At 45.2% G+C, this 26,386-nt stretch carries 17 protein-coding genes; 14 read left to right on the plus strand and 3 right to left on the minus strand.

What is annotated here, in order from left to right:
* Window positions 1–521 (plus strand): phosphodiester glycosidase family protein (locus QUA45_RS15045; RefSeq protein WP_333221346.1); only part of this gene is annotated, 521 nt, incomplete at its 5' end.
* A 178-nt stretch (window positions 522–699) separates the two neighbouring features.
* Window positions 700–909, plus strand: a complete 210-nt coding sequence (locus QUA45_RS15050; protein ID WP_333221397.1) for a hypothetical protein — start codon at window positions 700–702, stop codon at window positions 907–909.
* Between the two features lie 69 nt (window positions 910–978).
* Here the strand turns inward: QUA45_RS15050 and QUA45_RS15055 are convergent, their stop codons facing one another.
* A complete protein-coding gene (locus QUA45_RS15055; protein ID WP_333221348.1) occupies window positions 979–2,112 on the minus strand; it encodes a succinylglutamate desuccinylase/aspartoacylase family protein in 1,134 nt (377 codons plus the stop codon).
* A gap of 222 nt (window positions 2,113–2,334) precedes the next feature.
* On the opposite strand from QUA45_RS15055, the gene QUA45_RS15060 reads away from it, so the two are divergent.
* Complete coding sequence (locus tag QUA45_RS15060; protein ID WP_333096609.1) at window positions 2,335–5,085, plus strand: DEAD/DEAH box helicase; 2,751 nt, start codon at window positions 2,335–2,337, stop codon at window positions 5,083–5,085.
* Between the two features lie 391 nt (window positions 5,086–5,476).
* A complete protein-coding gene (locus QUA45_RS15065; RefSeq protein ID WP_445305320.1) occupies window positions 5,477–8,218 on the plus strand; it encodes a family 10 glycosylhydrolase in 2,742 nt (913 codons plus the stop codon).
* Between the two features lie 171 nt (window positions 8,219–8,389).
* Here QUA45_RS15065 and QUA45_RS15070 read toward each other — a convergent pair whose 3' ends face one another.
* Complete coding sequence (locus tag QUA45_RS15070; protein ID WP_333221352.1) at window positions 8,390–8,554, minus strand: hypothetical protein; 165 nt, start codon at window positions 8,552–8,554, stop codon at window positions 8,390–8,392.
* 269 nt (window positions 8,555–8,823) lie between these two features.
* Here QUA45_RS15070 and QUA45_RS15075 point away from each other — a divergent pair, with 269 nt between their 5' ends.
* The 10 genes from QUA45_RS15075 to QUA45_RS15120 all read left to right on the plus strand — a co-directional run bounded on the left by QUA45_RS15075 (window position 8,824) and on the right by QUA45_RS15120 (window position 23,682).
* The gene (locus tag QUA45_RS15075; protein WP_333221354.1) at window positions 8,824–12,768 is read left to right on the plus strand and encodes a PAS domain S-box protein; all 3,945 of its coding nucleotides are present in this window, start codon (window positions 8,824–8,826) and stop codon (window positions 12,766–12,768) included.
* Window positions 12,769–12,775: 7 nt separating this feature from the next.
* Complete coding sequence (locus tag QUA45_RS15080; protein WP_333096603.1) at window positions 12,776–14,200, plus strand: response regulator; 1,425 nt, start codon at window positions 12,776–12,778, stop codon at window positions 14,198–14,200.
* Between the two features lie 215 nt (window positions 14,201–14,415).
* Window positions 14,416–14,808, plus strand: coding sequence for a response regulator (locus tag QUA45_RS15085; RefSeq protein WP_333096600.1), 393 nt, complete (start codon window positions 14,416–14,418; stop codon window positions 14,806–14,808).
* The gene (locus QUA45_RS15090; RefSeq protein ID WP_333221356.1) at window positions 14,805–17,375 is read left to right on the plus strand and encodes a response regulator; all 2,571 of its coding nucleotides are present in this window, start codon (window positions 14,805–14,807) and stop codon (window positions 17,373–17,375) included. Before QUA45_RS15085 ends, QUA45_RS15090 begins: the two co-directional genes overlap by 4 nt.
* Entirely contained in the window at window positions 17,350–19,008 is a 1,659-nt protein-coding gene (locus QUA45_RS15095; RefSeq protein WP_333221358.1) for an adenylate/guanylate cyclase domain-containing protein, read from the plus strand. The genes QUA45_RS15090 and QUA45_RS15095 overlap by 26 nt, the downstream gene beginning before the upstream one ends.
* A 68-nt stretch (window positions 19,009–19,076) precedes the next feature.
* Window positions 19,077–19,592, plus strand: a complete 516-nt coding sequence (locus QUA45_RS15100) for a DUF1499 domain-containing protein (RefSeq protein WP_333221360.1) — start codon at window positions 19,077–19,079, stop codon at window positions 19,590–19,592.
* Window positions 19,593–19,982: 390 nt separating this feature from the next.
* Window positions 19,983–20,837 carry a DUF2382 domain-containing protein gene (locus QUA45_RS15105; RefSeq protein WP_333221362.1) on the plus strand — a complete coding sequence of 285 codons (855 nt, stop codon included), beginning with the start codon at window positions 19,983–19,985 and terminating at the stop codon, window positions 20,835–20,837.
* A gap of 222 nt (window positions 20,838–21,059) precedes the next feature.
* Entirely contained in the window at window positions 21,060–21,953 is an 894-nt protein-coding gene (locus QUA45_RS15110; protein ID WP_333221364.1) for a DUF2382 domain-containing protein, read from the plus strand.
* A 290-nt stretch (window positions 21,954–22,243) separates the two neighbouring features.
* Entirely contained in the window at window positions 22,244–22,729 is a 486-nt protein-coding gene (locus QUA45_RS15115) for a glutathione peroxidase (protein ID WP_333221366.1), read from the plus strand.
* Window positions 22,730–23,220: 491 nt separating this feature from the next.
* Window positions 23,221–23,682: a VOC family protein gene (locus QUA45_RS15120; RefSeq protein ID WP_333096590.1), complete on the plus strand. Its 462-nt coding sequence runs from the start codon at window positions 23,221–23,223 to the stop codon at window positions 23,680–23,682.
* 93 nt (window positions 23,683–23,775) lie between these two features.
* Here the strand turns inward: QUA45_RS15120 and QUA45_RS15125 are convergent, their stop codons facing one another.
* On the minus strand, window positions 23,776–26,361 hold the full coding sequence (locus QUA45_RS15125) for a PAS domain S-box protein (protein WP_333221368.1): 2,586 nt from the start codon (window positions 26,359–26,361) through the stop codon (window positions 23,776–23,778).
* Window positions 26,362–26,386: the final 25 nt, after the last annotated feature.

The following is a 26,386-nucleotide window of genomic DNA, read 5'->3' on the forward strand; positions in this document are numbered from 1 at the left end:
GAGTTGTCAGCCAATCCCCCGGAGGTGCGGCGGGAACAACAACTTTTCCCATTCCAGCTAACGGTTATATTTTGGTTTTGCGTTCCGATTTGTTCCCGGCATCTGAACTCTCCATCGGGACTTTACTGCGTTTAGAAACTAACACTTTTCCTGCTGATTTCAACCGTTTTCCATACATTCTCGGCGGCGGGCCGGTGTTGGTACAAAACAGTCGAGTTGTGCTGGATGCGAAGGCGGAAGGGTTTAGCGATGCTTACGTTAGACAGACAGCAATTAGAAGTGCGATCGGGCGAAATGCTGCGGGGAATTTGCTGATTGTAGCCGTGCACAATCGCGCGGGCGGGGCGGGGCCAAATTTCGCAGAACTGGCGCAGATATTGCAGCAAATGGGTGCTGTGGAGGCTTTAAATTTGGATGGGGGAAGTTCGACGAGTTTGTATTTGGGAGGTAGTTTGCTCGATCGACCTCCGTCAACTGCTGCGAGAGTTCATAATGCGATCGGTATTTTCATTCAACCATAAACCGTCACGTTAAATTGTAGGGTGGACCACTGTGGGTGATCTGCTCAAAAATTGAGAATCTCCGCACTGACGCACCTTACAAACTCTTGTCCCCCCCTTATTAAGGGGAGCTAGGGCAGGGGGGGAGTAGAAGTTTTTATAATCCAAAATCTAAAATCGAGCGACTTGTTTGTATGTGATGATAACGGGATATTCCCCGCGAAATTTGCAGGGTCAAGACCCGTTTTTGGCGGTTTTGCAAAATGATGCGGTTCCTGTGCGCGATCGCACTTCTGCCATTCCTCAACCGCTAGCCCCAGTTATCGATCGCGCTTTAATTGACAATCCTGAAATTTATTATAAAAGTGCGGCGGAATTTAAACAAACCCTATTCAATAGTCTATCGTAAATTATGGTTCGACTACCAATAGGTTTTCAGAAACCCGGTTTCTTGAAAAAACCGGGTTTCTTTGTATTCTCAATCTGCCATCACCGACAACACATACTCTCCTTGATTTACTGAGTGATTGGTCGAAACATCAAAAATGAAAACATCCGACTCAGCACAAACATCAACCAAACTCGGAAATTCCCCATTCTTATTAAAGCTGAGAATTTGATAAAGCCGATCGCCCTTTTTGACACAACTCCCCAATTGCACTCGATTTTGAATCATCCCGCCCGCCGGCGCATAGTAGGTGTTCACCGAATGCTTGGGGGTGAAAATAACTTGATGCGCCGCAGTTTCCGGGAGAGGAAATCCATCTATTTTCAATAAACCCTTACTGGCTAAGTAATTTTTGATGCCCCGCAAGCCATTCGCCACCGAATCGGGATTCATTTCCATCCCCGAACCTAATTCTAAAGTCCAAGCTTCCACGTCAAATTCGATCGCACGTCCCAACTCGGCCAAAGTCTTCTCCAAAGCCAGCCAAGGCTTGAGAAACGCCTCGTCAAAAGCATCCCCATCGTACTCGTCAAACAAGATTGCGCGATCGAGCAAAAAAGCTTTCGCACTCTCCTTGCGGGAATTAAAACAGTAAAGGTAATCTAAACTTTGATTCGTAGAACTGTGCAAGTCCAGCACGTAGTCAGCATCCAAACACAAAGATTGTAGCTGATATCGGTAAAGTTCGCTGTAGGGGCGGCAGCTAGGAGCATTAATTTTTGCCAATTCTTTCGCAAAACTCAAAGCAATCGCTTTTCTGTAATTAACTTTGACAGTATCGGCATCGAGATTTATCTGAGACTTAGCAAAACCCAGAATATCTTCCCCTTGTTTTTCAAAATCCCAGAAAATCCGGTTCCAATTTACCCCATCATAAAGATTGTAGCGACCAGGGGAAAAATGGTGCGATCGCTGACTGACACCCACAGGATTGCAAACCGGAACAAGCCAAATTTCCCCGCTTAACTGGCTGCTGTCCAAAGAGCTTAAAAACTCAATTAATTGGTAAATCACCGCATTACCGCTAATCTCAGCGCCGTGGAGGTTAGATTGGAGATAAGCTTTTTTGCCGGGAATCGCACCTTGAAACTGATAGACTTGCAGTGAAAGCCGATCGCCAGAAGCAAGCTGCATCACAGGAATAGTCGAAATAACTGGAATCATAGAGAAGGAAGAAGGAAGAGGGAAGAAGGAAGAGGGAAGAGGGAAGAGGGAAGAAGGCAAAAATTTCTTCTGTCAACTGTCAACTGCCACCTGCCAACTGCCAACAGACTTATTCCTTCATAGCCGATTTGGTGGCGAAGGTTTAAAATCAGTACAGTCCTCTGCTGATTTGCTTGTAGCAAGATTTCAGCATACTTACCCTGCAACCTTATAATAATCCTTGTGCCAGACACTGCCCAGAACCGCCCAGAGCTGGATCTGAAGACCATATTTCCATTCGAGCTAGATAACTTTCAGAGAGAGGCGATAGCCGCCCTCGATGCAGGTAAATCTGTTGTCGTGTGTGCTCCCACAGGCTCTGGGAAAACGTTAATCGGGGAATACGCCATCCATCAAGCACTCTCCAGGGGGCGGCGCGTCTTCTATACCACTCCCCTCAAAGCTCTTTCTAACCAAAAGCTGCGCGACTTCCGCAGTCAATTTGGAGACGACAACGTAGGTTTGCTCACGGGCGACATCTCCGTCAATCGAGATGCGCCGATTTTGGTGATGACTACCGAAATATTTCGGAATATGCTCTACGGTACGCCGATCGGAGAAGTCGGTACTTCCCTCACCGGAGTCGAAACCGTGGTGCTCGACGAGTGTCACTACATGAACGATCGCCAGCGCGGTACCGTCTGGGAAGAATCCATCATCTACTGTTCGAGCGAAATTCAACTTCTCGCCCTCTCAGCAACCGTTGCCAATAGCGAGCAACTTACAGACTGGATTAACAAAGTCCACGGGCCCACAGAGCTCGTCTACTCAGACTTTCGGCCAGTACCGCTGCAATTCCACTTCGCCAACCAAAAAGGGATATTTCCCCTGCTAGACGAGACCGGCAAAAGAGCGAATGTTCGGTTAGTCCCCAAAAAGAAGCAGCAAAAAGTAGAAAGAGGCAGTATCCCCACTCCGAGTTTGACCGATGTTTTGGCGCGGTTGGACGATCGAGATATGCTACCAGCAATTTACTTCATCTTCAGCCGTCGCGGGTGCGACCAAGCAGTCGCAGAAGTCGGCAATTTCTCCCTGGTTAACGAAGCCGAAACAGCCGAACTCAAACGCATCATTGACGATTTTTTACAGCGAAACCCAGAAGCAGAACGCTTCGGTCAAAAAGAAGCTCTTTTAAAAGGCATCGCCGCCCACCACGCAGGCATTTTGCCCGCTTGGAAAGGTTTAGTAGAAGAACTCTTTGGCAGAGGTTTGATTAAAGTCGTATTTGCCACCGAAACTCTAGCAGCCGGGATTAATATGCCCGCCCGCACCACAGTCATTTCCACCCTGTCCAAGCGCACCGACAAGGGACACCGACTGCTAAACGCTTCAGAATTCCTGCAAATGGCCGGTCGGGCGGGTCGGCGGGGCATGGACAAGCTGGGGCACGTGGTCGCAGTTCAGACGCGCTTTGAAGGCGCAAAAGAAGCCTCTTATTTGGCAACAGCCAAAGCCGACCCCCTCGCCAGTCAGTTTACGCCCAGCTACGGCATGGTGCTGAATTTGCTGCAAACTCACACTCTCGACGAAGCTCAAGAGTTGGTAGAACGGAGTTTCGGTCAATACCTGTCTACCTTGTACTTGCAGCCGCAGCAAGAAGAATTAGATCGGCTGCAAACAGAATTGGCGGTGCTGGAAGAGTCCCTCGCTGCCGGAGGAAATGTCTCCACCCTGGAAAAAGAGCTCGCCCATTACGAAAAATTGCAGGCAAGACTCAAAGAAGACAAACGTTTGCTCAAAATTCTCTTGCAGCAAGCTGAAGAAGCCAGATTTAAGGAGATGTCCGTAGCTGTGGCTTTTGCAGTGCTCGGCACGGTTCTGAGTCTCAAAGGCAAGCACGTTCCGACAGCCAAACGATCGCACACAAATCCTGTACCCGCCGTATTGGTTGCCAAAATCGCAGGTTCCGGCCAAGCACCAAATTTGGTGTGCTTGGGCAAAGATAACCGCTGGTATGTCGTCGCCATTAGCGATGTCGCTACCCTGCACGCCGAATTACCTCGCTTGAGTGTTGCAGATACCTTGAACTCGCCGTCGGAAATGCCTCTGAGACTCGGCCAGTGCCGCTTGGGAAATGAAGAAACTGCTTCAATTGCTGCATCGATCCCACAATTGCCGGCACCGGAACCGAGCCCAGAGGCGATCGAGCAACAGCGGAAAATCGCAGCCCTAGAAGCTAAGCTAGAAATTCACCCGGTTCTAGAATGGGGCAATCCCGGTACTTTGCTCAAACGCCAGCGCCGCCGGGAAGAATTGAAAAAAGAAATCCGCAAAAGCGAACAAGAGTTAGAAAAGCAGCGAGCTCGCTACTGGGAGCAATTTCTCAACTTAATCGACATCTTGCTGAATTTCGGCTGCTTGGAAAGAGTAGTTTCGGCAACTGGAAACCGAGATGACTCCTCCGACAGGTTGGTGCCCACAATCTTGGGCCAAGCTTGCGCCGCCATTCGCGGCGATAACGAACTGTGGCTGGGTTTGTCCCTGATGTCTGCCGAGTTTGACGAACTCGACCCCCACCACCTCGCTGCTGCTTGCGCGGCCTTAGTTACAGAAGTTTCCAGGCCCGACAGTTGGACTCACTACTCGCTGTCGCCCGAAGTTTTGGCACCTTTGGACAATCTGCAAAAAGGCTTGCGCCGCCGGTTGTTTCAAGTTCAGTACCGTCATGAAGCTGCAATCCCGATTTGGCTGGAACGGGATTTAGTGACTTTGGTCGAACAGTGGGCTCTGGGTGTTGAATGGCTGGAACTGATTAGCCATACGAGTTTGGATGAAGGGGATGTGGTGCGGATTTTGCGCCGGACATTGGATTTCTTGTCTCAGATTCCTCACGTTCCTCACGTTTCGGATTCTTTGCGGAGGAATGCTTGTCGGGCGATGCAGTTAATCGATAGATTCCCGGTGAATGAAGCTGCAACGCCAGAAAATAGTTGAGTGTTGAGTGTTGACTGTTGACTGTTGGCTGTAAGCTGTCCGGCATCTAAATTGTATTTTTGGTTTTTCAACCCAAATGCACGCAGATTTTAATCTAAAATCGTTTCCGGTGGCATCGATATTGTTCAAATGCCACAATGTCAAAACAGTCAACTGTCAACTGTCATGAGGAATAGATTTAGATTTAAATCCAAAATCTAAAATCCAACATCCAACATCTAAAATCTAAAATTTAAAATCGCTCGATCGCACTTTTTCCTGATTCAGGTTGCAGGCCAGGATAGAAAATTGTATGGTGCGGATCGATCGCTCTTAATTGTAATTGAATTTTTCTCAAGCGGTGTGGTGAGTAATTCTCATATTTATGCAACAAATCAATAAGCCCGATCAAATGCCTGATGCCTGCTCTCAGGCTCAAAAAATTCGCTTTTTCACTTTCTTGCAAAGAGTCTTAATTGGCACTCTAGCAAGTACATTACTCAATCTCTTTATTTTATTTCCCTCTCCGAGTTTCGCAGAAGTAGTTCTGGGCGTTGTTCGCAGTTCCGAGAATTCTCCCGATTGGGTGAAGATTACCACGCGCCTCTGGGAAAGCGGCATTGCTTACAAACCAATCAATCTCGAAGAAATCAAAAATGTGGCGGATTTAGCAGGCGTTAACGTGCTGTTTTTGCCCAACATTGAAACTTTGAGTCCGGCGCAAATTAAAGTTTTAGAAGCTTGGGCCTCCCAGGGCGGCCGCTTGATTGCTTCGGGCCCCGTCGGCCGCAGTTCCCCGGCTTTGGTGCGCCAATCTTTGCGATCGCTCCTTGGGGCCTATTGGGCTTTTCCCTTAACCCAACCGGCGACCCCGCAACCGCGCAGCCGGTGTCGAGATATTGCTTGCACTACTTCTAGCAGTTGGGTGCCATCAGAAGAAAAAAATGCCTCAGTCCAAGGCGGTGTCTTGATTCCGGCTGATGCCAACAGTCAAACAATTGCTACTTGGAAAGATAGTTCCGGTTCCTCCGCAGCCATCGCAACGGATCGCGCTACCTACCTCGGCTGGCGCTGGGGTAGCGACGGTTCGGCAAATGTAGATAAGGCTTGGCTGCAAGCCTCGATCGCCCGCTGGGGAGGCACGATCGCTTCTGGACCTGTAGCGCCGCCCACTGCTGCCGCGACCCCACTGCCAACTCCCCCCTCAAGAGTCACTAGAAACAGCCCTAGTTCGCCGCTTACTACCCCGCTGAGCCGACTTTCTCCATCGGGTGCGCTTCCAGATCCAGTTCCTGCAACTTTTACAGATCCTTCGGATCAGTCGGCGCCGCCGGGCTTGGACGTGCAGGCAAATTCCAATAAGCCGATCGTCAGCATTGAAGCGTACTTGATGCGCCAAGAACTCACCAACCTCCTCGGCAGGTTTGAAAGCGCCCTGACAGCAGCTAATTCAGCGAATACGCCTGTTAATCTCAATGCTGCTACTCCCCCTCAACTGGTAGCGGCAAGCAACAGTGCTGGCGGCCCGGCAGCCAGCCGCCCGCCTGTTCTGCAAGGAGCAACGGCGCGGGCGATCGCCCAAGCGCGGCAGGTTTTGCAAACTTTTGACCAACTCCTGCAACAGAAAAACTACGCGGAGGCTAGAAAGCAGTGGGTGGAAGCGCGACAGTTGCTGTGGCAAAATTACCCGAAGGAAGGACAGCGCGTTGGGGCGGAAATTCGGGCTGTTTGGCTCGATCGCGGTACGATCGTCGCAGCGCGATCTGAGCAGGGTTTGGCCGTAGTGTTCGATCGGCTCGCCGCCGCCGGTATCAATACCGTTTTCTTTGAAACTTTGAATGCCGGATATACGATTTATCCCAGTCAAGTTGCACCGCAACAAAATCCCCTAATTGTTGGCTGGGACCCGCTGGCATCTGCGGTTAAATTAGCTCACGAGCGAGGCATGGAACTGCACGCTTGGGTTTGGGTTTTTGCCACAGGAAATAAGCGCCACAATACTTTAATTGGCCAGCCTAGTTCTTATCCAGGGCCGGTACTTTCCGCTCATCCACAGTGGGCGAATATTGACAATAAAGGACGCACGCAAAATCCTAATGATGGTAAATTTTATCTCGATCCGGCGAACCCGGAAGCGCGTAATTATTTGCTGCAAATTATCGGCGAAATTGCCAACAACTACAAAGTAGATGGGGTGCAATTAGACTATATTCGCTATCCTTTTCAAGATGACAATGCGAATTTTACTTACGGTTACGGTATTGCGGGGAGGCAGCAATTTAGACAGTTGACTGGTGCAGACCCGGTGAATATTTCCCCTAAAAACGGGAGTTTGTGGCGCCAGTGGGTTGAGTTTAAAACTAATCAAATTAATAGTTTTGTAGCTGAAGTTTCTCAGCTTTTGCGGCAGAATTATCCGCGCACAATTCTTTCTGTGGCGGTGTTTCCGCACCCGGAAAGTCAGCGGATTTACAAAATTCAGCAAAATTGGGAAGTTTGGGCTCGTCAGGGCATTGTAGATCTGATTGTGCCGATGACTTATGCTTTGGATACCAACCGACTTCAGCGCATCACCGAACCGCTGGTAAAGGAACAAACTCTGGGTTCGGCTTTGATTTCTCCGGCGGTTAAGTTGTTGACTCTCCCGGAAGTTGTGGCGATCGACCAAATTCAAGCTTTGCGCGATTTGCCGACTGGGGGCTATGCTATTTTTGCGGTGGAAAGTATCAGCAGCGGGATGCAGGGGTTTTTTAACCGCACTCAAGGCCCGCCAGTGCGTTCCACTTCTGCAGCGCAGCCGATTCCTTACCGACAGCCGTTTGCGGCGGCGGCTTCGCGGTATACTGCTCTCAAGCAGGAATGGAGTTTTTTGTTGGCTAACAATCAGTTGCGGGTGTCGGAATCTGAACTAAAAGTTTTGCAAAGTCGAGCCGATGAATTGGCGCAAGCTTTGAGCAAATTGGCTGCAAATCCTTCTACGGAAAGTTTAGCCACTGCTAAAAGATTGTTGGGGAGTTTTCAATCTCAATTTCAATCTTCGATGCGCTTGCATTCTGCCGAAAATAGCTATCAGGTGCAAACTTGGCAAAATCGTTTGGAGAGTTTGGATATGCTGTTACGTTACGGCGAAAGGATGGAGTTGAATCGCAGGTAAATACAGATTTTTTGGGTGTGTCCTGCTGGGGATAGTGCGATCGTGCTAACATTTGGGCGATCGTACTCTAATTAATAAAACTTACGCACCTACTAAGATTTTGTGTCATGGCGAACGTAGGGAAGCACTCTTACACCCTTGATTTAACGCTCTTGAGTGCGTAAGCCCTGATTAAGTTAGTTCGCGATGCCAGGGGTAATCCTCACCTTGGTTTTTCACAGCAATACTTCGTTCGATCCGGCAGATGCAGTAAAAAACCAGGTGGTTGAGCGAAGCCGAAACCCCCTGTCTGGGGTCGGAGTGCGATCGCGAACTGTAAGTTTGTAAGTAGGTCATCGCAAAATTACCATAGTATCTTATCAGAGAGGGTTTAGTTAAAATCCACGATCGAAGCGAGTAGATAAGTCTTCTCACCTCCCGAACCATGTAATGTTTATTTGCACCTACTTAGTGACGACGAAAGTCCTCAAAACTCTTAAAGGTCTAGATCGAACAATTTCACCATTAGTGATTGACCGGATTTGATATTACTCGCTCGTCTCTCGCTCCAAGATTTTAACATCTACTAATTTCAACGGCCAATTCTAATTACTTTTAGGATGAATATGTTTCCTAAACCCCTCAATCGTTTGGCTACAAAATTTATCGGCAAAGCTCCATTACAAACGGTGCTACTGGTTCCTTTTTTAGTGCAAATTGTCGGCACTGTAGGAGTTGTAGGTTGGCTATCTTTCCAAAACGGTCAGCGGGCAGTCAACGAGGTTGCCGCTCAGTTGCGGGGAGAAATTAGCGATCGCATCAAAGACCGCATGGAACATTATATGTCAATTCCCCACATAGTCAATCACCTGAACGTTCAAGGAATAAAATTGGGGCAGTTGAACCTAGAAGACAGCCAAAAACTAGAACATCATTTCCTCGAACAAATTCAATATTTTGATTCGATCAGCATCATTTACACAGGTAAAGAAAATGGAGAACATTCGGGAGCAATCCGCACTAAAGAGCGGACTTTGATATCTGCTGCCGACAGCTCTACTGGCAATAAATTAGCTCGGTATACTGCTGACTCTCAGGGAACCCGCGTTCAATTAGTGCAAATTTCACCCAATACTTACGACCCGCGAATTCGACCTTGGTACAGAGCTGCCGCTGCCGCAAAAAAACCAATTTGGACTCCAATCTATACAGATTTCTTGACTAGGGAACTGGCAATTACTGCTGCTATGCCTATCTACGATGACGCTGGCAAGCTGATAGGAGTAGCTGGTAGCGATGTGCTGTTTTCTCGCATCAAAGAATTTCTCGTCAGCCTCAAAATTGGCAAATCGGGACAAACTTTTGTCATGGAGCGATCGGGGATGTTAATTGCCACTTCAACGGCGAGCGCAGAATTTGTGGTGGAAGGTAAAGAAACAAGACGCATCAAAGCTTCAGAAAGCGACAATCCGGTAATTAGACAAACCGCACAGCATTTAGATAAACACTACGACAGCTTAGCTAAAATCAATAGTTCTCAACAGCTTACTTTTGATGTTGACGGCAAGCGAAATTTTATTCAGGTAGCTCCTTTTAAAGACGATCGAGGGTTGGATTGGCTGATTGTAGTAGTTGTACCCGAGTCTGACTTTATGGAGCAAATTAACCTCAACACGCGCACGACTTTTTTACTGTCGCTTGCAGCTTTGATGGGGGCGACAATCCTGGGAACTCTTACTGCTAAATGGGTTGTTCAGCCGATTTTAAGATTGAATGCAGCGGCGAAAGCTTTGGCGCGGAATAAATGGGATACAAAGCTCACTCTAAATCGCGAAGATGAGCTCGGAGAACTTGCAACTGCTTTTAACAGCATGGCAGAGCAATTGCAGCATTCATTTACTTCCCTCTCAGAAAGCGAAAGCCGACTCAAACAATTTCTCAATGCAGTACCGCTAGGGATTTTTATTGCAGAGCCAAACGGTCAACCTCACTACATTAACCCTACAGGAGAAAAAATTTTATCTCAAGGAATTGTGGCAGCAGATGCCGAAAAGTTGCGCCAATTATACAGAGTTTATTTAGCTGGAACTCAGGAAATTTACCCGGCGGAACGCGACCCAATTTTAAATGCTTTGCAGGGCAAAAGTGTAACAGTTGATGACATTGAAATCTTCTCCAATAACAAAACTGTTCCCCTGCAAGTTTGGGGGACTCCTATTTACGACTCCCAAGGAAATATTATTTACGGAATGTGCGCTTTTCAAAATATTACGAAACGGAAACTAGCGGAGAAGTTATTAAGGGCATACAACCAAAATTTAGCAGTGCAAGTTGCACAACGCACCGCCGATCTTGCTAAGGCAAAAGAAAAGTTTTCCAAAGCTTTTCGTTCGAGTCCGAATGCGATTACAATTACAAGAATTCGTGACGGTTGCCACCTAGAAGTTAATGATAGTTTTTGCCGGATGATGGGCTACACCCAGGAAGAAATTATCGGTAAAACAGCGGTAGAACTCAATTTTTGGGCGAGTTTGAAAGAGCGTGACCGCATGATTCAAATGTTAAAAGACAAGACAGCACTTCACAATTATGAGCTGAGGTTTCGCAATAAAAATGGTACAGAAAGAACGGCACTGCTGTCGATAGAAACCATCAATATTGACGGAGAAGCTTGTTTTTTGTCTATTTCTAGCGATATTACCGAGCGCCAAAAAGCAGAAACTGCCCTCCGGGAAGCAGAAGAAAAGTACCGCAACATTTATGAAAATGCTTTGAATGGAATTTTCCAAACTGCTATTGACGGGAAATACATCAGCGCTAACCCCGCTTTAGCTCAGCTTTATGGTTATGAATGCCCCGCAGAATTAATAGCAGCACAGCCGAATTTCAATAACCAGCTTTACGTGAAACCCAACCGCCGCGACGAATTTGCAGCGCTGATGACCGAGTACGGGATACTATCAAACTTTGAATCGGAAATTTACCGCAAAGATGGCAGCATAATCTGGATTTCGGAAAATTGTCGCGCTGTCTGCGATGAAGCAGGAAATTTACTTTACTACGAAGGTTTTATTAAAGACATTACTGATAACAAACAAGCTGAAATAAAAATGCAGCAGGCGAAAGAAGCGGCCGAAGCAGCAAATAAAGCTAAGAGTACCTTTCTCGCTAATATGAGCCACGAATTGCGATCGCCCCTGAACGCGGTCATCGGCTTTGCTCAAGTCCTGATTCGCAGTCAAACGTTGTCTCAGGAAAATCAAGAAAATGTCGGAATTATCCTGCGGAGTGGCGAACATTTACTGGCTTTAATTAACCAAGTTTTAGACTTGTCAAAAATCGAAGCCGGACGCACGACGCTTAATGCAAAAAGCTTCGATCTGTACCAATTAATCGACGATTTAGAAGATATGTTTGCTCTCAAAGCTGAGCAAAAATGTTTGCAACTAATGTTCGACACAGACGCAGAAGTTCCCCATTACATTTGTACTGATGAAGTTAAATTGCGGCAAGTCTTAATTAATTTGCTCAATAATGCGATTAAATTTACCTCTGAAGGGAGAGTGTCGGTGAAAGTCAAAGGAGGAAGGCGGCATATACATAAAAACAGCACTGACCAATTGCCCGGCCGCTACTGGCTGCATTTTGAAGTCCAAGATACTGGTGCAGGCATTGCGCCTGAGGAAATCGATCAGTTGTTTGAAGCATTTGTGCAGACGAAAACAGGTAAAGATTCTCAGGAAGGAACGGGTTTAGGTTTAGCTATTAGCCGCCAGTTCGTGCAATTAATGGGAGGTGAAATTACTGCGAGCAGCGATATCGGAAAGGGTGCATTATTTCAGTTTGATATCCAAGTTAATCTGGTTGAAGCTAGTGATATTGAAAGCAAAAAAACTCAACGTCGAGTTGTTGCCCTCGAACCGAATCAGCCGAGTTATCGCTTGCTAATTGTGGACGACAAACCTTTAAATCGCCAACTGTTAGTAAAACTTCTCAGTCCACTCGGATTTGAGTTGAGAGAAGCAAATAACGGTAAAGAAGCGGTTGATATTTTTATGGAGTGGGAACCGCATCTGATTTGGATGGACATGAGAATGCCTGTCATGGACGGCTATGAGGCAACGAAACAGATTAAAACTACAACTGGCGGGCAAGCAACGGCGATTGTTGCCCTAACTGCTAGCGTTTTGGAGGAAGAACGGGCGGTGATTCTTTCGGCGGGTTGCGATGATTTTATGCGGAAACCGTTCCGCGAGGAGGATATTTTTGTGGCAATGGGAAAACATTTAGGAGTACGCTATATTTATGAAGATTCAACCGCAGTAAGTGCCGCAGGTGTAGAGGAGTCAAGTCAGGAGGTGCTGACACCGGAGGCTTTTGCCTCTCTTTCTCCAGACTGGATGGCCCAATTCAAGCAAAGTATTTTGAGTGTAGACATGGAGGCGATCGCAACTTCGATCGCACAAATCGGCACTGTCAATCCCTCTCTTGCGGGCAAGCTTCAAGATTGCATTAATAATTTTGAATATGACAGAATTTTGAACATAATCGAACTCAGCGAAAAACAGTAAATACCAGATGATTTCAACTTTACCTAAAACCAATCGAGCTAATATTTTAGTAGTAGACGATACACCAGAAAACCTGCGGCTGCTGACCGGAATTTTGAGCGAAAAAGGCTATCAAGTTCGCCCCGTACCCAATGGCAAGCTAGCATTGTCTGCTGCTCAAAAAATACCCCCAGATATAGTGCTGCTGGATATTCTGATGCCAGAAATGGACGGTTATCAAGTTTGTCAGCAACTCAAAGCTTCTGAAATTACCAAAGACATTCCTGTTATTTTTATTAGTGCGATTAATGACGTGCTGGATAAAGTTAAAGCTTTTGCAGTGGGCGGAGTTGACTTTATTACTAAACCGTTTCAGGTTGAAGAAGTTTTAGCCCGGATAGAAACTCATTTAAAAATTTGTTCACTGCAACAAACTTTGCAACAGAAAAATCAAGATTTAGCAATGGCACTCCACCAACTGCAAGCCGCCCAAGATCACTTGATTCAATCGGAAAAAATGGCAGCACTGGGACAACTGATTGCTGGCATTGCCCACGAAATCAATACCCCCCTGGGCATTATAGGTTCCTCTATTAATAATATAGCTAATTTTTCCGACGAATTTTTAGAAAATTTCCCTGAAATTTATCAACAACTTTCTGAGGAAAGCAAAGCTTATTTTTTAGCTTTACTGTACAGAGCAACCCATCAAGAAGTTTTATTTACAAGCCGAGAGAAACGCAAATTTAAGCAGCAGTTGGCGGCGGATTTGATGGCAGAATATGTTGAAAACGCCGAAGAAATTGCGGATACTTTAGTTGACATGGAAATTTACGAAAAAATAGAAGAATTCTTGCCGCTTTTTAAATCCCCGGATTGGGAAGTGGTTTTAAATAGTGCTTACCAGTTTGCAAGCTTTAAAAAAAGTATTAGCCTGATCCAAAGAGCAACAGCGAAGTCTGGGAAAGTAGTATTTGCCTTAAAAACCTACGCTCATTTTGATAGCAAACCAGAAAAAGTCCAGGCGAACTTGCACGATGGCATTGAAACGGTGTTAACCCTTTATCAAAATCAACTGAAACATGGTATAGAAGTAGTTAAAAACTATGGAGATTTACCCCAAATAATGTGCTATCCCGATGACTTAAATCAAGTTTGGACGAATCTCGTTCATAATGCCCTGCAAGCAATGGATTATAAAGGTATTTTGATAATTGAAACTCGGCAGCAAGAGGCAAATATTTTCCTCAAGTTTACTGATAGCGGCAAAGGTATTCCCTTAGAAGTTATTCCCAAAATTTTTCAACCGTTTTTTACGACTAAATCTGCAGGCGAAGGTAGCGGTTTGGGATTGGATATTGTGAGAAAAATTGTGGAAAAACACGAAGGCACAATTGCTGTAGATTCTGTACCGGGGCAGACAACTTTTACAGTCTCGCTGCCTATTTATTAAACAAAACTTACCTGCAAGGGGGCAGATTCCCGATGACACCCGTCGCTGTCTCGCTGACAAATACAAGATTTATTACCAGAAACCGGGCCGATCTTCGGAAGTCCTATTAAAATAAGAAAGATAGGGGACATATATCCTGCATCGTTGCCCGAAATCAATAATGTAAAAGCAAGTCATGTCAGTAAACCTACTAAAATTTCAGCGGATAGGAAAAGATGAATAAGCCTATAATTCTTTGCGTTGATGATGAACCGGATATCTTGAATACTCTCAAGATGCAGCTAAAAAAGGAATTTAAAAATAATTACTTTTATGAATTAGCTGAAAGTGGTGATGAAGCCTTAGATTTACTGGAGAATTTTCAAGAAAAAGCTCAGGTGATTGTGGTTGTTTCTGATTGGCTGATGCCGGGAATTAAAGGTGACGAACTTTTAATTAAAGTTCACCAAAAATATCCTAAAATTATTAAGGTGATGTTGACGGGACAAGCGGATGCAGCGGCTGTTCAGCGGGCAGTAGAAGAAGCAGATTTATACTGTTGTTTGTACAAACCCTGGAAAAGCAAAGACTTAATAGAGACTATAAAATCTGGGCTGGCTAAGTTATGAAAAAACCTGTGATTGTTTGTATTGACGATGAACCTGACGTTTTGAATAGTTTAAAGATTGAACTGAAAAAGGCGATCGGCGATCGGTGTATAATTGAAACCGCTGAAGGGGGGGCTGATGCTTTAGAGTTGTTGGCTGATTTGCAGGCAGATGAATACGAGATTGCGTTGGTGCTTTCCGATTATATCATGCCCGATATTAAAGGAGATGAACTGCTGAGAAGAATTCACGAAAGCTCGCCGGAGACGCTGACTATTATGCTAACGGGGCAAGCAGATTTGGAAGCCCTGAGCAATGCTATTAAGTATGCTAAATTGTACCGTTATATTCCTAAACCTTGGCAAAATGAAGACTTAAAATTAACCGTAGTAGAAGCAGTTCACAGTTATTTGCAAGATCAAAAGTTAACTGATGAAATTCATAAGCGCCAAGAAGTAAACGAGGAGTTAAAGCTAGTAAATGAGGCGCTGTCTGCGAGTGAAAGCCGCCTGAGTCAATTTTTAGAAGCTTTGCCAGTGGGGGTATCTGTTTATCATCCCGATGGCTCGATCGCCTATTTCAACCAAGCAGCGCGGGATTTGCTGGGTGCAGACACTATCCCGGAAAGCACTGCGGAACAATTAGCTGCTACTTATCAACTTTATGTTGCCAATACTGATGAGCTGTACCCGCCGGATAATCTGCCAATTTTGCGCGCACTGAAAGGAGAATCTGTCAAGGTTGACGATGTAGAAATCTGTCAAGAGGGCAAAAGAATTGCGATCGAGATCAATACCACGCCGATTTTTGACGCTAGCGGAAATATTGTTTATGCGATCGCAGCTTTTCAAGATATTAGCGATCGCAAACAAGCCGAAAAAATACTAGCAGAATACCAGCACACCTTAGAAGCCCAAATTGATGAACGCACAGAACAACTGCAACAAGCCGCATTAGCTGCTGAAGCAGCAAACAAAGCTAAAAGCACGTTTCTGGCTAATATGAGCCACGAGTTACGCACCCCTCTCAATTCTATACTCGGCTTTGCACAAATCATGGAACCCAGCCCGGATCTTACTGTCGAAAACCGAGAAAATATGAGAATTATTCGCCGTAGTGGCGAACACTTGCTCACCTTGATCAATGAAGTCTTAGACTTGTCAAAAATCGAAGCAGGGCGGATGACACTTAACCCCACAGACTTCGACCTCTACCGCTTGCTTGACGATTTGCAAGATATGTTTCAACTGCAGGTTGAGAATCAAGAATTGCAGTTGCGTTTTCAGCGCGATGCTGACGTTCCTCAGTACGTGCGAACCGATGATATTAAACTGCGACAAGTGCTGATTAATCTTGTGAGTAATGCGATTAACTTTACGCAAACAGGCGAAATTATTTTAAGAGTTATAAAGTTAGAAAAATCGGGATTTCTGGATTTATTGGATAGTCCCACAGCTTGCTTTGATACCACAAGAAGTATTCGGGATTTTTCGAGAACTAGCAGTGATCTCGCAACGGTTCGATGGAGGGATGAGGCTGATAATTCAACTGTGCCTGGTTTTTTCCTTCTGTTTGAAATTCAAGATACAGGAGTTGGCATGGCTCCGGAAGAATTGGGCAATATTTTTAAGGCTTTTGTGCAAACAGCTTCCGGTCAAAAAAATCAGAAAGGTACGGGTTTAGGATTGAAGATCAGCCGTCAGTTTGTCCGCCTGATGGGAGGAGAGATTGTTGTAGAAAGTCAACTGGAACTCGGCACCACTTTTAAATTTGAAATTCCAGTCGGTGCAGTTTATGCTGCTGAGCTTCCAGATCGGCAACTTAACCGCGAAGTTAGTGGGTTAGAGCCCAATCAACTGTGCTACCGGATTTTAGTTGTGGACGATCGCGAAGACAACCGCCAACTTTTAGTCAAAATACTTTCTCCTTTAGGTTTCGGGGTGGAACAAGCAACCAACGGCCAGGAAGCAATAGAAATGTGGGAAACTTGGCATCCGCACTTAATTTTGATGGATGTGCGAATGCCAGTGATGGACGGCTACGAAGCTACTAAACAAATTAAGGCTAGAATCAAGCAGAGAGAGCAACAGCAGCAAGGAAATGGAGAAACCAATATTTCCCATCCCGACTCGCCGATTCCAAAGATTATTGCTTTGACAGCTAGTACAATTGAAGGGAGGCAAGCGTTTGCTTTATTGGTCGGCTGCGACGATTTTATTAGCAAACCTTTCCGCAAAACAGATATATTTGATACTATCCACAAACATTTGGGGGTGAAGTATATCTACTCTAACTCAACGGACTCGATCTCTATAGGCGATCGAAATAATTTACCTGGCTCCCTCCCTAATGCTGCGCTTGCTTATTTACCTACACTTCCCGCAGAATGGATAGACAACATGAAGCAGGTAATCCGCAGTGCTGATTTTGACTTAATTGTCAGGACAATCGACGAAATAAGGGAGCCTCATCCTGAATTGGCGGAAATCCTCCAGGGTCATCTCAATAATTTTGATTACCAGAAAATTCTCAATTTAATTGCCGAGGCGGAGGAATCAGATAATGCAGATGAAGGCGGAACAAACTGAAAACTATCAAGCAGATATTTTAGTAGTTGACGATACGCCAGATAATCTGCGTTTGTTGATTAGAATTTTGCAAAAAAATGGCTATAAAGTTCGCCCTGTTACTAATGGTTTTTCGGCGTTAGATGCTATTCAATCTAGCGCACCAGATTTGATTTTACTCGATATTATGATGCCGGATATTGACGGCTACGAACTATGTAAAAAATTAAAATCACAATCGCAATTTAGGGAAATTCCCATTATTTTTCTCAGCGCGCTAGAAGAAGGAATAAATAAAGCAAAAGCTTTTGAAGTGGGCGGAGCCGATTATATCACCAAACCTTTTCAGGTAAAAGAAGTATTGGCGCGAGTGAGCAATCAACTTACGGTGCGTTCATTGCAAATTCAATTGCAAGAAAAAAATCAAAAATTGACCGCTCAAAATATCCAGTTGCACCAGGAAATCGCTGAACGCCACCAGGTGGAAATGGAAACAAGATTGCTGCTTCAAGCCACTCAAGCTATTAGCAAATCTGATGATTTTGAGTCGGGTATAGATGTAATTTTAGGTTTAATTTGCCAAACTATTGAATGGAATCTGGGCGAAGCTTGGATTCCTTGCAGTGATGGCTTTTTAAAATGCGCTACAGGCAGGTACGTCAGCGACTTGAGTTTTGCTGAATTCCGACAAACAAGTTGGCAGTTAATTTTTGCTCCCGGTGTGGGACTCCCAGGCAGGATTTGGCAGTCGCAGCATTCTGAATGGATCGATGATGTTTCTAGTGCACCGGAACAAGTTTTTTTACGAGCAGAAATTGCGGCTAGTGTGGGATTGAAAGCGGCTTTTGGGGTGCCAATATTGGCGGACAACCAAGTGTTAGCTATTTTGATTTTTTATCGCAAAAAAGTTCTGAAATGTCAGCCGCGCTTGTTGGAATTAGTGAGCGCGGTTGCTACGCAGCTCGGTTCGTTGATTCAGCGGAAACAAGCTGAAGCAGCGCTGAAAGTGCAGCAAGGACAAACCGAGAAGTTGCTGCTGAATATTTTACCGAAACCTATTGCGGATCGTTTGCAAAAAGAGCAAAAGTTGATAGCGGAGCATTTTGATGAGGTGAGCGTCTTGTTTGCTGATTTGGTTGGTTTTACAGAGTTTTCGGCTCACAAAAGTCCGACGCAGTTGGTAGAAATTTTGAACGGGATTTTCTCGGAGTTCGATAGGTTGTCTGAATTGCACGGGTTGGAAAAGATTAAGACGATTGGGGATGCTTACATGGTGGTTGGGGGTTTGCCGACGCCGCGGAAGGATCACTCTGAGGCGATCGCACTTTTAGCTTTGGAGATGCAGGCAGCTTTGAGGAGGTTTAATGCCAAAATGGGAGAAAATTTTCAATTGAGGCTTGGAATTGACAGCGGTTCGGTGGTGGCTGGAATTATTGGAATTAGTAAATTTAGCTACGATTTGTGGGGGGATACTGTTAATGTTGCTTCACGCATGGAATCTAACGGATTGCCTGGTAAAATTCAAGTAACGGCGGCGACTTACGAGCGTTTGAAAGAGCAGTTTGTTTTGGAAGAACGGGGTCATATCCCGATTAAAGGTAAAGGAAGAATGCTGACTTACTGGTTAATTGAAGAACAAAAAAAATCTTTTTAATTTTTTGATGTAAATTTCAATTAATATGAAAAGTAGACCGCATTTATACTTTCAGGAGGGCTAATCCTTTGCAAACAGTTGAAACAAAATCGCCGACAGCGTGGAAAAAAGTCCTGGTTATTTTAATATCACTGCTAGCAGTAGCGGTACTGTCGATCGCTACTTTTATCGCTATACCCGGAGAAAAAACAATGTTTGCTGGAACAAGACCTACCAATATCGGGATTCAGTCAGGAAAACTCGCAGCGTGCCCGAATTCCCCCAACTGCGTCAGCAGCTTCAGTCAAGATGCCGAACACAAAATTGAGCCTTTGGCATACACTTCGTCCGCTGCAGAAGCTATGGTAAAGCTAAAAGGGGTAATCGAGTCCTATGGAAAAACTAAAATTATCACGGCAAGTGATAATTACTTGTATGCGGAGTTCACCAGTGCTTTGATGGGGTTTGTTGATGACGTTGAATTTTTGGTAGATGATGCAGCAAAAGTCATCCATGTGCGATCGGCTTCGCGTCTGGGACAGTCAGATATGGGAGTTAACCGCAGTCGGATAGAAGCTATCAGAACTCAATTCAATCAACTTTAAACTTAAAATTTCTAGCTTTCCTGAAGCCCCTCTCGTGCAAGATGAGGGGCTTCGATCTTTTGGTAATACTATGTAATGCTGATTTTTCACCACATAGTTAACAATTATTAACAGTAGGCACAATGCAAAGGAGTATCCTGCAAGGGGAATAGGACGCAGCAAGGCAGTATCCCTACGGTTGGCATTGAGTTTTAATACTTGTTATAAGATTGACGATTGTAGAGTTTTACAATCTTTAAAATAGCTGAGTGCGCTAGCGTAGAAGCACAGATGCCGTACTATTCCTATAGTATTAAACAACCTAAATTATACACTTCTGACTTTAGGGAGAGGGAAGTTAGCGAATTAATTTCTACTATTAACTTAAGTAGAGCAAAGAGGAAAAAACACATGGCACTTCAAAGATTAGCAGAATTTTATCCTAACTATCAGGAAGAAATCTTTGCTGGAGACGACATCAAGGGATTTGATGTTTATGCTGGCGACTCTGATGAAAAAGTAGGCACGGTTTATGATGCTTTGGTTGATGACACTGGTCGTTTCCGCTATCTGGTAATTGATACCGGTATTTGGATTTTTGGCAAAAAAGTATTGTTGCCAATCGGCTCGGCCCGCTTCGACTACGGAGCTCGTCGCGTCCACGCCACAGGTCTTCGCAACAAAGCTCAAGCAGAACAATTGCCGGCTTACAATGAATTAGAAGCAGTAGATTACGATCGCGAAGAACAGGTAAGAGGCGTTTACCGAAATCAAGAAACTGCCGCTGCCAGCACTGCAACTCCTGCTAGCTACGATCGCAGCAGCTACAGCTACGATATCGACCGCCCCCTCTACGAAACCAACGAACAGCAGCACCAAAATCTCAAGCTTTATGAAGAACGCTTGATTGCCAACAAACACCGCGCAAAAACAGGCGAAGTAGCAGTTGGCAAGCGCGTGGAAACTGAAACAGCGCGAGCTTCAGTACCTATTGAAAAAGAACGAGTCGTAATCGATCGAGTAACCCCGGTAGAAGCGGGTCGAGTAGTTTCAGTCGGTGACGCTGACTTCCAATCAGGGGAAGTTGCACGCATGGAAGTCTACGAAGAAACGGCCGACATTCACAAGGAAGCTTTCGTCCGGGAAGAAGTCAACGTCAGAAAAGAAGTTGTTCGCAGCACGGTTGAGGGTGAAGAAACTCTGCGTCGTGAAGAATTAGACGTTAAGACCGATGGAACTGCGGTTGTAGATAATAAAACTATCTAAACCAACCGCAACAGGTATTGCGTAGGAATTGCGCCTTAATGACATAATTCTGTCACCGCCCAGGTTTGATTTGATTTGTGGCGATCGCGCAATTCCTATGTGAGCGGCGGCGGGGGGTACAAGACTTGTCTAGTTTTGGCAAAGTTGATGCACTTTCCCCGCCTTTACCAATTTCCCCTTACCACTTCATAATAAAAATCCCTAAGCAGGAAAGTTTAAAAAATGAACGGTCAAGCATCAGCAGAAAAGATAGCAACTGCCAAATCAATAACCCGTCTCAACCGGGTGCCTGAAAAAGTCAGAACTAAGCTAAAAAGTTTTACCGTCAAAGACAACAAAGGTCACTTGGTAGGCAAAGTTAAAGATGTCTATTTTGATGCTAAAGGTCAGTTAAACTTTGTCGTGGCCGGGCTAGGTAGCGAAAACACCCGCATTTTTTTATTAAGTGTTAAGCTGCTCAAAAAAGTCGACTATCACCAAAAAGCGCTGTTTGTAACTATTAATTCGGAGCAAGTCGATCTGCTGCCGGTAGTTTCGGCAAATGGCGGGCATCCGTATTTAGAAAATGCCTCTGAACCGCATAGTGAATTTAGCAACAGTCAGTCAACACATCCCTCAACAGTTATGTCAAATCTAACAGATGCCGATCGCACAGATGCAAATTGGGAGACCGATCGGGATGAGGAAAACTTCGATATTGTCGATCAAGAAGTAATTCGCCTGCTAGAAGAACGATTGGTGATCAATCGCAGCAAGCGCAAAGTCGGCGAAGTCATAGTGCGTAAAGAAATTGAAACTCGGATGGTACAAGTACCCATCCAGTGGGAAAAGCTGATTGTCGAACAAGTCGGCGACGACCCGAAGGTGTTGGCAGAAATAGATTTAGGCGAAGGAAGCATCACCGGTATAGACTTGACGGAGATTAAGAGCGATCGCCAAGAACCGACAGTTAAGGCTGAATTTACCTCTGTGCAGAAAGCTAGCAAGATCTTAAATTCGATCGCCTCTCAACCCCGTCACGGTTGCGTCAAAGTTCGCCTAGAACTCGTTCTCGAAGACAAGCAACTTGAGGATACTTACCAAAAATGGATGACGGAACACCACTCAGAGAGTTAAAATATTCGTCCTTTTCGGTGTAGATTTTAGCTATTAGCGAGAAACTTAAATCTAATAGCTGACTGTGCCGATAGATGCTGTGGGGAAAGTTCACCGCCATCTATTAAGATCGGGTTCCGTAAGTTAACCGTGATTTTGCTAGAGGCGGGTTCACCAATATCTCTAATATAAGCCCGATATCCGTAAACCCGCCCTGACCGGGATATTTGAATTTTTAGCGATCGACCTCTAGACAAAATTGTACCGACTTGCGGTAAAATTGTGGTGGTAAAATTTAAAAGTATTTGAAAATGCCCAGCACAATCTCCGACATTCAAGTCAAAACGATCGCAGGCGAAGACAAGCAGCTAGGAGAGTACGCGGGCAAGGTACTCTTGATAGTTAATGTAGCTTCCAAATGTGGCTATACACCTCAATACAAAGGACTCGAAGAATTGAGCCAGAAGTACAGCGCGGCTGGACTCCGTGTTTTAGGATTTCCCTGCAACGACTTCGGAGGTCAAGAACCCGGAAGTAATCCAGAAATCGTCAATTTCTGTACTACTAAATACGGGGTCAGCTTTGAATTATTTGACAAAGTACGCGCGATCGGCACTCAACAGCACCCGCTGTACGCTAAGCTTACGAATGCAGTGGATCCCAAGGGTGAGGTTTCCTGGAATTTTGAGAAATTCTTAGTTAGCAAACAGGGTGAAGTGGTTGCTAGATTCCGCAGCAGTGTTGGTCCCGATTCGCCAGAACTAATCGCTGCTATTGAGCGAGAATTGGCAAAATAAGAAGTTCGGCAACGAAGCTGTGTACAGGATTTAACTGATTTAAGGGATAGATGTTTAGGGAAGACGGAAGAAATTAATAGGCTTTTTTCTAATAAGTTGAGAGCTAATTGTTCTCTTCTGATTTTCCCCATAGTGTGCAAGCACTCAACCATGAACAAATACCGATGATTGTATTTAATTGGAGAACAGTTTAATTTAATGGAAAATACATCGGGATTAGATTTAGTTGTAGGTGTACTTGCTTTCGCAATTCTGGCAGGTGGTCTGGCTATGCTATTTGTAGGCATGGCATCGTTTCCTAAAGAAAAATAATATTAATGGATAGGATGTGCGATCGCACAACTCGAATAAAAGTTTTGGTAGTGAGGACTTCAGTTATCGTAGAAATTGGAGGGCTGAACTCCTCACTACCAACTTAAAATGCTTATTTTACAGGGCACCCTCTGAATAAATCAAACTGCATTCAATTTGAACATTCGCAATTGACAATCATGCAAACTACCGAAAACAACGTCAAAATTGCCCTCGCGCCGGGGAATTTGCGCCGGGTTCACCATATCGCTTTAAACGTGCGCGACATGAAAGCTTCCCGCCACTTCTACGGTACAATTCTCGGCCTCCACGAACTAACAGGTGCAGAAATTCCGGCAACTTTAACAGAAATGGTAGCCGCTGGTAAAGTTGCTAATTTCGTTACCCCTGACGGCACAGTTATTGACTTATTTTGGCAGCCAGACTTAGAACCGCCAAACCCCGACCCGGAGAAAGCTTTTACCCGCGCCAACCACTTAGCCTTCGACATCGATCCGGCTTTGTTCGATCGCGCTCTGGAAGTGCTAAAGTCAAATCAAATAGCGATCGATAGCGGCCCCGTCACTCGCGCTACAGGACGCGGCATTTACTTTTACGATCCTGATGGATTTATCATCGAAATCCGTTGTGATGCAGTTTAAACAGTCGCTAGCTGGTTCTCGGTAGTCCGGGTGTACCCTACATTTACTCTTTGGATCGCGGTGATCTGTAAACATCCTACCTTTAAAGTTGTTTTATTTTCCCTCTTGGCTAATAGGTTGCTTCGGCCAAGTAAACCGAAAAGTTGCTCCCTCACCTTCAGCAGATTCGAGGGAAATACTGCCCCCTTGACCTTCGACAATTTTTTTCACTAGCGACAAACCAATCCCAGTATTTTCTACTTTATCGCGAGCTTCCAATGTCTGAAAAATCACAAAAACTTTATCGTGATATTGAGGAGCAATCCCCGGCCCGTCATCCTCTACAGAAAACTCGTAAAAATTATCTAACTCTTTAACCGATATTTTTACATGACCCGATTCAGCTCGGTTGTGCTTAATTGCGTTGCTAATTAAATTAGAAAAAACCTGCTGTAGCGGCAATTTTTCGGTCACAAAAGTTGGCATTCCCGGTTCAACTTTCACCTCAAATTCAGACGGCGGCGCCAACGAATCAATAATTTCTGCTAATAAATTCTCAACTTTTACCATTTCTGAAGGCACTTGAATCCGTCCGACGCGGGAATATTGCAGTAATCCCTCAATCAAACCTTCCATCCTGTGAACTCTGCCGCGCAGCAGGTTCATTTGGTGCAAAGAATCCTCTGTCATCGACTCGCTGAGGTCTTCTTCTATCCAACTGCTGAGATTTGCGATCGCCCTGAGCGGCGCTTTCAAATCGTGAGAAACTACATAAGCAAACTGGTCTAATTCTTGATTCCGCTTTCTTAAAACATTCGTCGTTTGAGCCAGATTTTGGGCTGTCAACCTCAATTCTTGAGCACGTAACCGCAGCGATTCCTCCGCTTGTTTGCGATCCCTAATATCTTCAACCACACTCATCAGAAATTGACTGCCATCTTGTTCTCGCAGCAGCGAAACCGTTAAGTTTGCCCACACCAACTCGCCGTCTTTGCGGATGTAGCGTTTTTCCAGAGAGAAATTTTCAATTTCTCCTGCTAACAATTGGCGCAAAAGTTCCAGTTCGCTTGCCAAATCTCCAGGCCAAGTAATATCCTGAAATCTTTTCTCCACCAATTCTGGGCGGCTGTAGCCCAAAATTTCGCATAGTTTTTGATTGACTAACAGAAATTTGCCTTCCACACTCGCTTGAACCATCCCGACTGCGGCCTGCTCAAAAGTAGCGCGAAACCGCTGCGCGCTTTGGGCTAAAGCAATTTCTGAGCGTTTGCGATCGCTAATATCGTTGCTTATTTCCAAAATAGCCACCGGTTGATCTTGCTCGTCGTACTGCAAAGTCCATCGGCTGGCCACCGTTATTTTTGTGCCGTCTTTCTTGGTTCGCACCAGTTCTCCTTGCCAAGAACCCTTCTCGAAAAATACTTTTTGAATTACCTCAAAAGGTTGGGCCCATTCTGTTTGTAAAAGCTGGTGAATATTTTTTCCTACTGCTTGCGACTTCCGCCACCCGTAGAGCCACTTCGCCCCCAAATTCCAATAAGAAATCGCCCCATTCAAGTCTAGTACCGCGATGGTATCGTTTGCCAAATCTAGCATTTGCGCTTGCTTTCGCAGAGTTTCCTCAGCTTGTTTTCTTCCTCTGGCATCGCGGCAAATCGCAATAAACAAGTGTTGATTTGCCAGACGCATTTCGCTGACAGCTAACTCCATCGGAAACTTCGTTCCGTCGTGTCGAATTCCAACCGTTTCTTGCTGGTAAGTCTTCAGCTTAGTATCTGGATGTAACACAAAATATTCGACCGAATAATCCCCCACGCTGCTGTGCGCTAGCGGTTGAGCTATCAGCCCCCGCAAGTTAGAGCCAATTATTCGATCGGCTTTCTCGCCAAAAATCTTTTCTGCTGCCCTATTAAAAGACTCAATATTTCCCTGTGCGTCCAAAGTAATAATACCGTCAGCCGCATTGTCTACCACAGCTTGAATGCGACTTTTACTTTCTTCCAAGCCTGCTTCCCGCTTCCTCAATTCCTTCTCTAAACTATCAAATAAATACCAGGAAGCCACTGCACCCAAACAGCCGGAAAGTAAACCCGCAACTTGCACAAAATTAATGAAATCTACCAACTCCCCTAATTGCCGATCTAGACTTTTCTGGTAGGCTTCGCCAGCATCAGCAAACACATTAATTTTTGCGCGCAGGTTCTCCCTCTTCAATTTGCCTTGAGTGAACACCTCAATTATTTCCGGCGACTGCATCCTTATTGCCGAACTGTCCAGCTTATTCAAAGTGTTTTGCAAGAAATTTATATGCTGTTCGGTACTTTTTTTAATTTCTTCAAAGCGCTGAGCTTGCAGTTTGTTTTCTTGAACCAAAATGTTGAGTTTAGCCAGCAGCGGAGGCAAACTCTTCTTTGCTTCTAAGTAGGGTGATAGAAATTCGCGGCGCTTTGTCAACCCATAACCCCTAACGCTCGTTTCCGCATCCACCACCAGGGTTATCATGCGGTTAGTTTCCTGAAGTATTTCCCTATTAGTATCTGCTCGCTTTCTTATCTGTAGGGCACTATCCCGGAGACCGGCAATTGCTAGCAGCGAAGCCAACAGAAAAATCATGGGAATAGCAATGATGACTGTTCCCCGCTGGCGAATTGGTCGGTCTGTCCATACAAAGTGGAGGCAGCGATCAAGCAAATACTTCACGGATATTGAAGGAGAAAGTTTGCTG

This window comes from Microcoleus sp. Pol12A5 (assembly GCF_036701435.1).
Taxonomy (GTDB): Bacteria; Cyanobacteriota; Cyanobacteriia; order Cyanobacteriales; family Microcoleaceae; genus Microcoleus.

Excerpts from the sequence above, each read along its gene's own strand:
- QUA45_RS15090 (WP_333221356.1), top strand. The coding sequence starts at position 14,805 with ATGAAAAAACCTGTGATTGTTTGTATTGACGATGAACCTGACGTTTTG.
- QUA45_RS15075 (WP_333221354.1), top strand. The coding sequence starts at position 8,824 with ATGTTTCCTAAACCCCTCAATCGTTTGGCTACAAAATTTATCGGCAAA.
- QUA45_RS15065 (WP_445305320.1), top strand. The coding sequence starts at position 5,477 with ATGCCTGATGCCTGCTCTCAGGCTCAAAAAATTCGCTTTTTCACTTTC.
- QUA45_RS15115 (WP_333221366.1), top strand. The coding sequence starts at position 22,244 with ATGCCCAGCACAATCTCCGACATTCAAGTCAAAACGATCGCAGGCGAA.
- QUA45_RS15105 (WP_333221362.1), top strand. The coding sequence starts at position 19,983 with ATGGCACTTCAAAGATTAGCAGAATTTTATCCTAACTATCAGGAAGAA.
- QUA45_RS15095 (WP_333221358.1), top strand. The coding sequence starts at position 17,350 with ATGCAGATGAAGGCGGAACAAACTGAAAACTATCAAGCAGATATTTTA.
- QUA45_RS15085 (WP_333096600.1), top strand. The coding sequence starts at position 14,416 with ATGAATAAGCCTATAATTCTTTGCGTTGATGATGAACCGGATATCTTG.
- QUA45_RS15080 (WP_333096603.1), top strand. The coding sequence starts at position 12,776 with ATGATTTCAACTTTACCTAAAACCAATCGAGCTAATATTTTAGTAGTA.
- QUA45_RS15110 (WP_333221364.1), top strand. The coding sequence starts at position 21,060 with ATGAACGGTCAAGCATCAGCAGAAAAGATAGCAACTGCCAAATCAATA.
- QUA45_RS15070 (WP_333221352.1), bottom strand. The coding sequence starts at position 8,554 with ATGACCTACTTACAAACTTACAGTTCGCGATCGCACTCCGACCCCAGA.
- QUA45_RS15055 (WP_333221348.1), bottom strand. The coding sequence starts at position 2,112 with ATGATTCCAGTTATTTCGACTATTCCTGTGATGCAGCTTGCTTCTGGC.
- QUA45_RS15120 (WP_333096590.1), top strand. The coding sequence starts at position 23,221 with ATGCAAACTACCGAAAACAACGTCAAAATTGCCCTCGCGCCGGGGAAT.
- QUA45_RS15050 (WP_333221397.1), top strand. The coding sequence starts at position 700 with ATGATAACGGGATATTCCCCGCGAAATTTGCAGGGTCAAGACCCGTTT.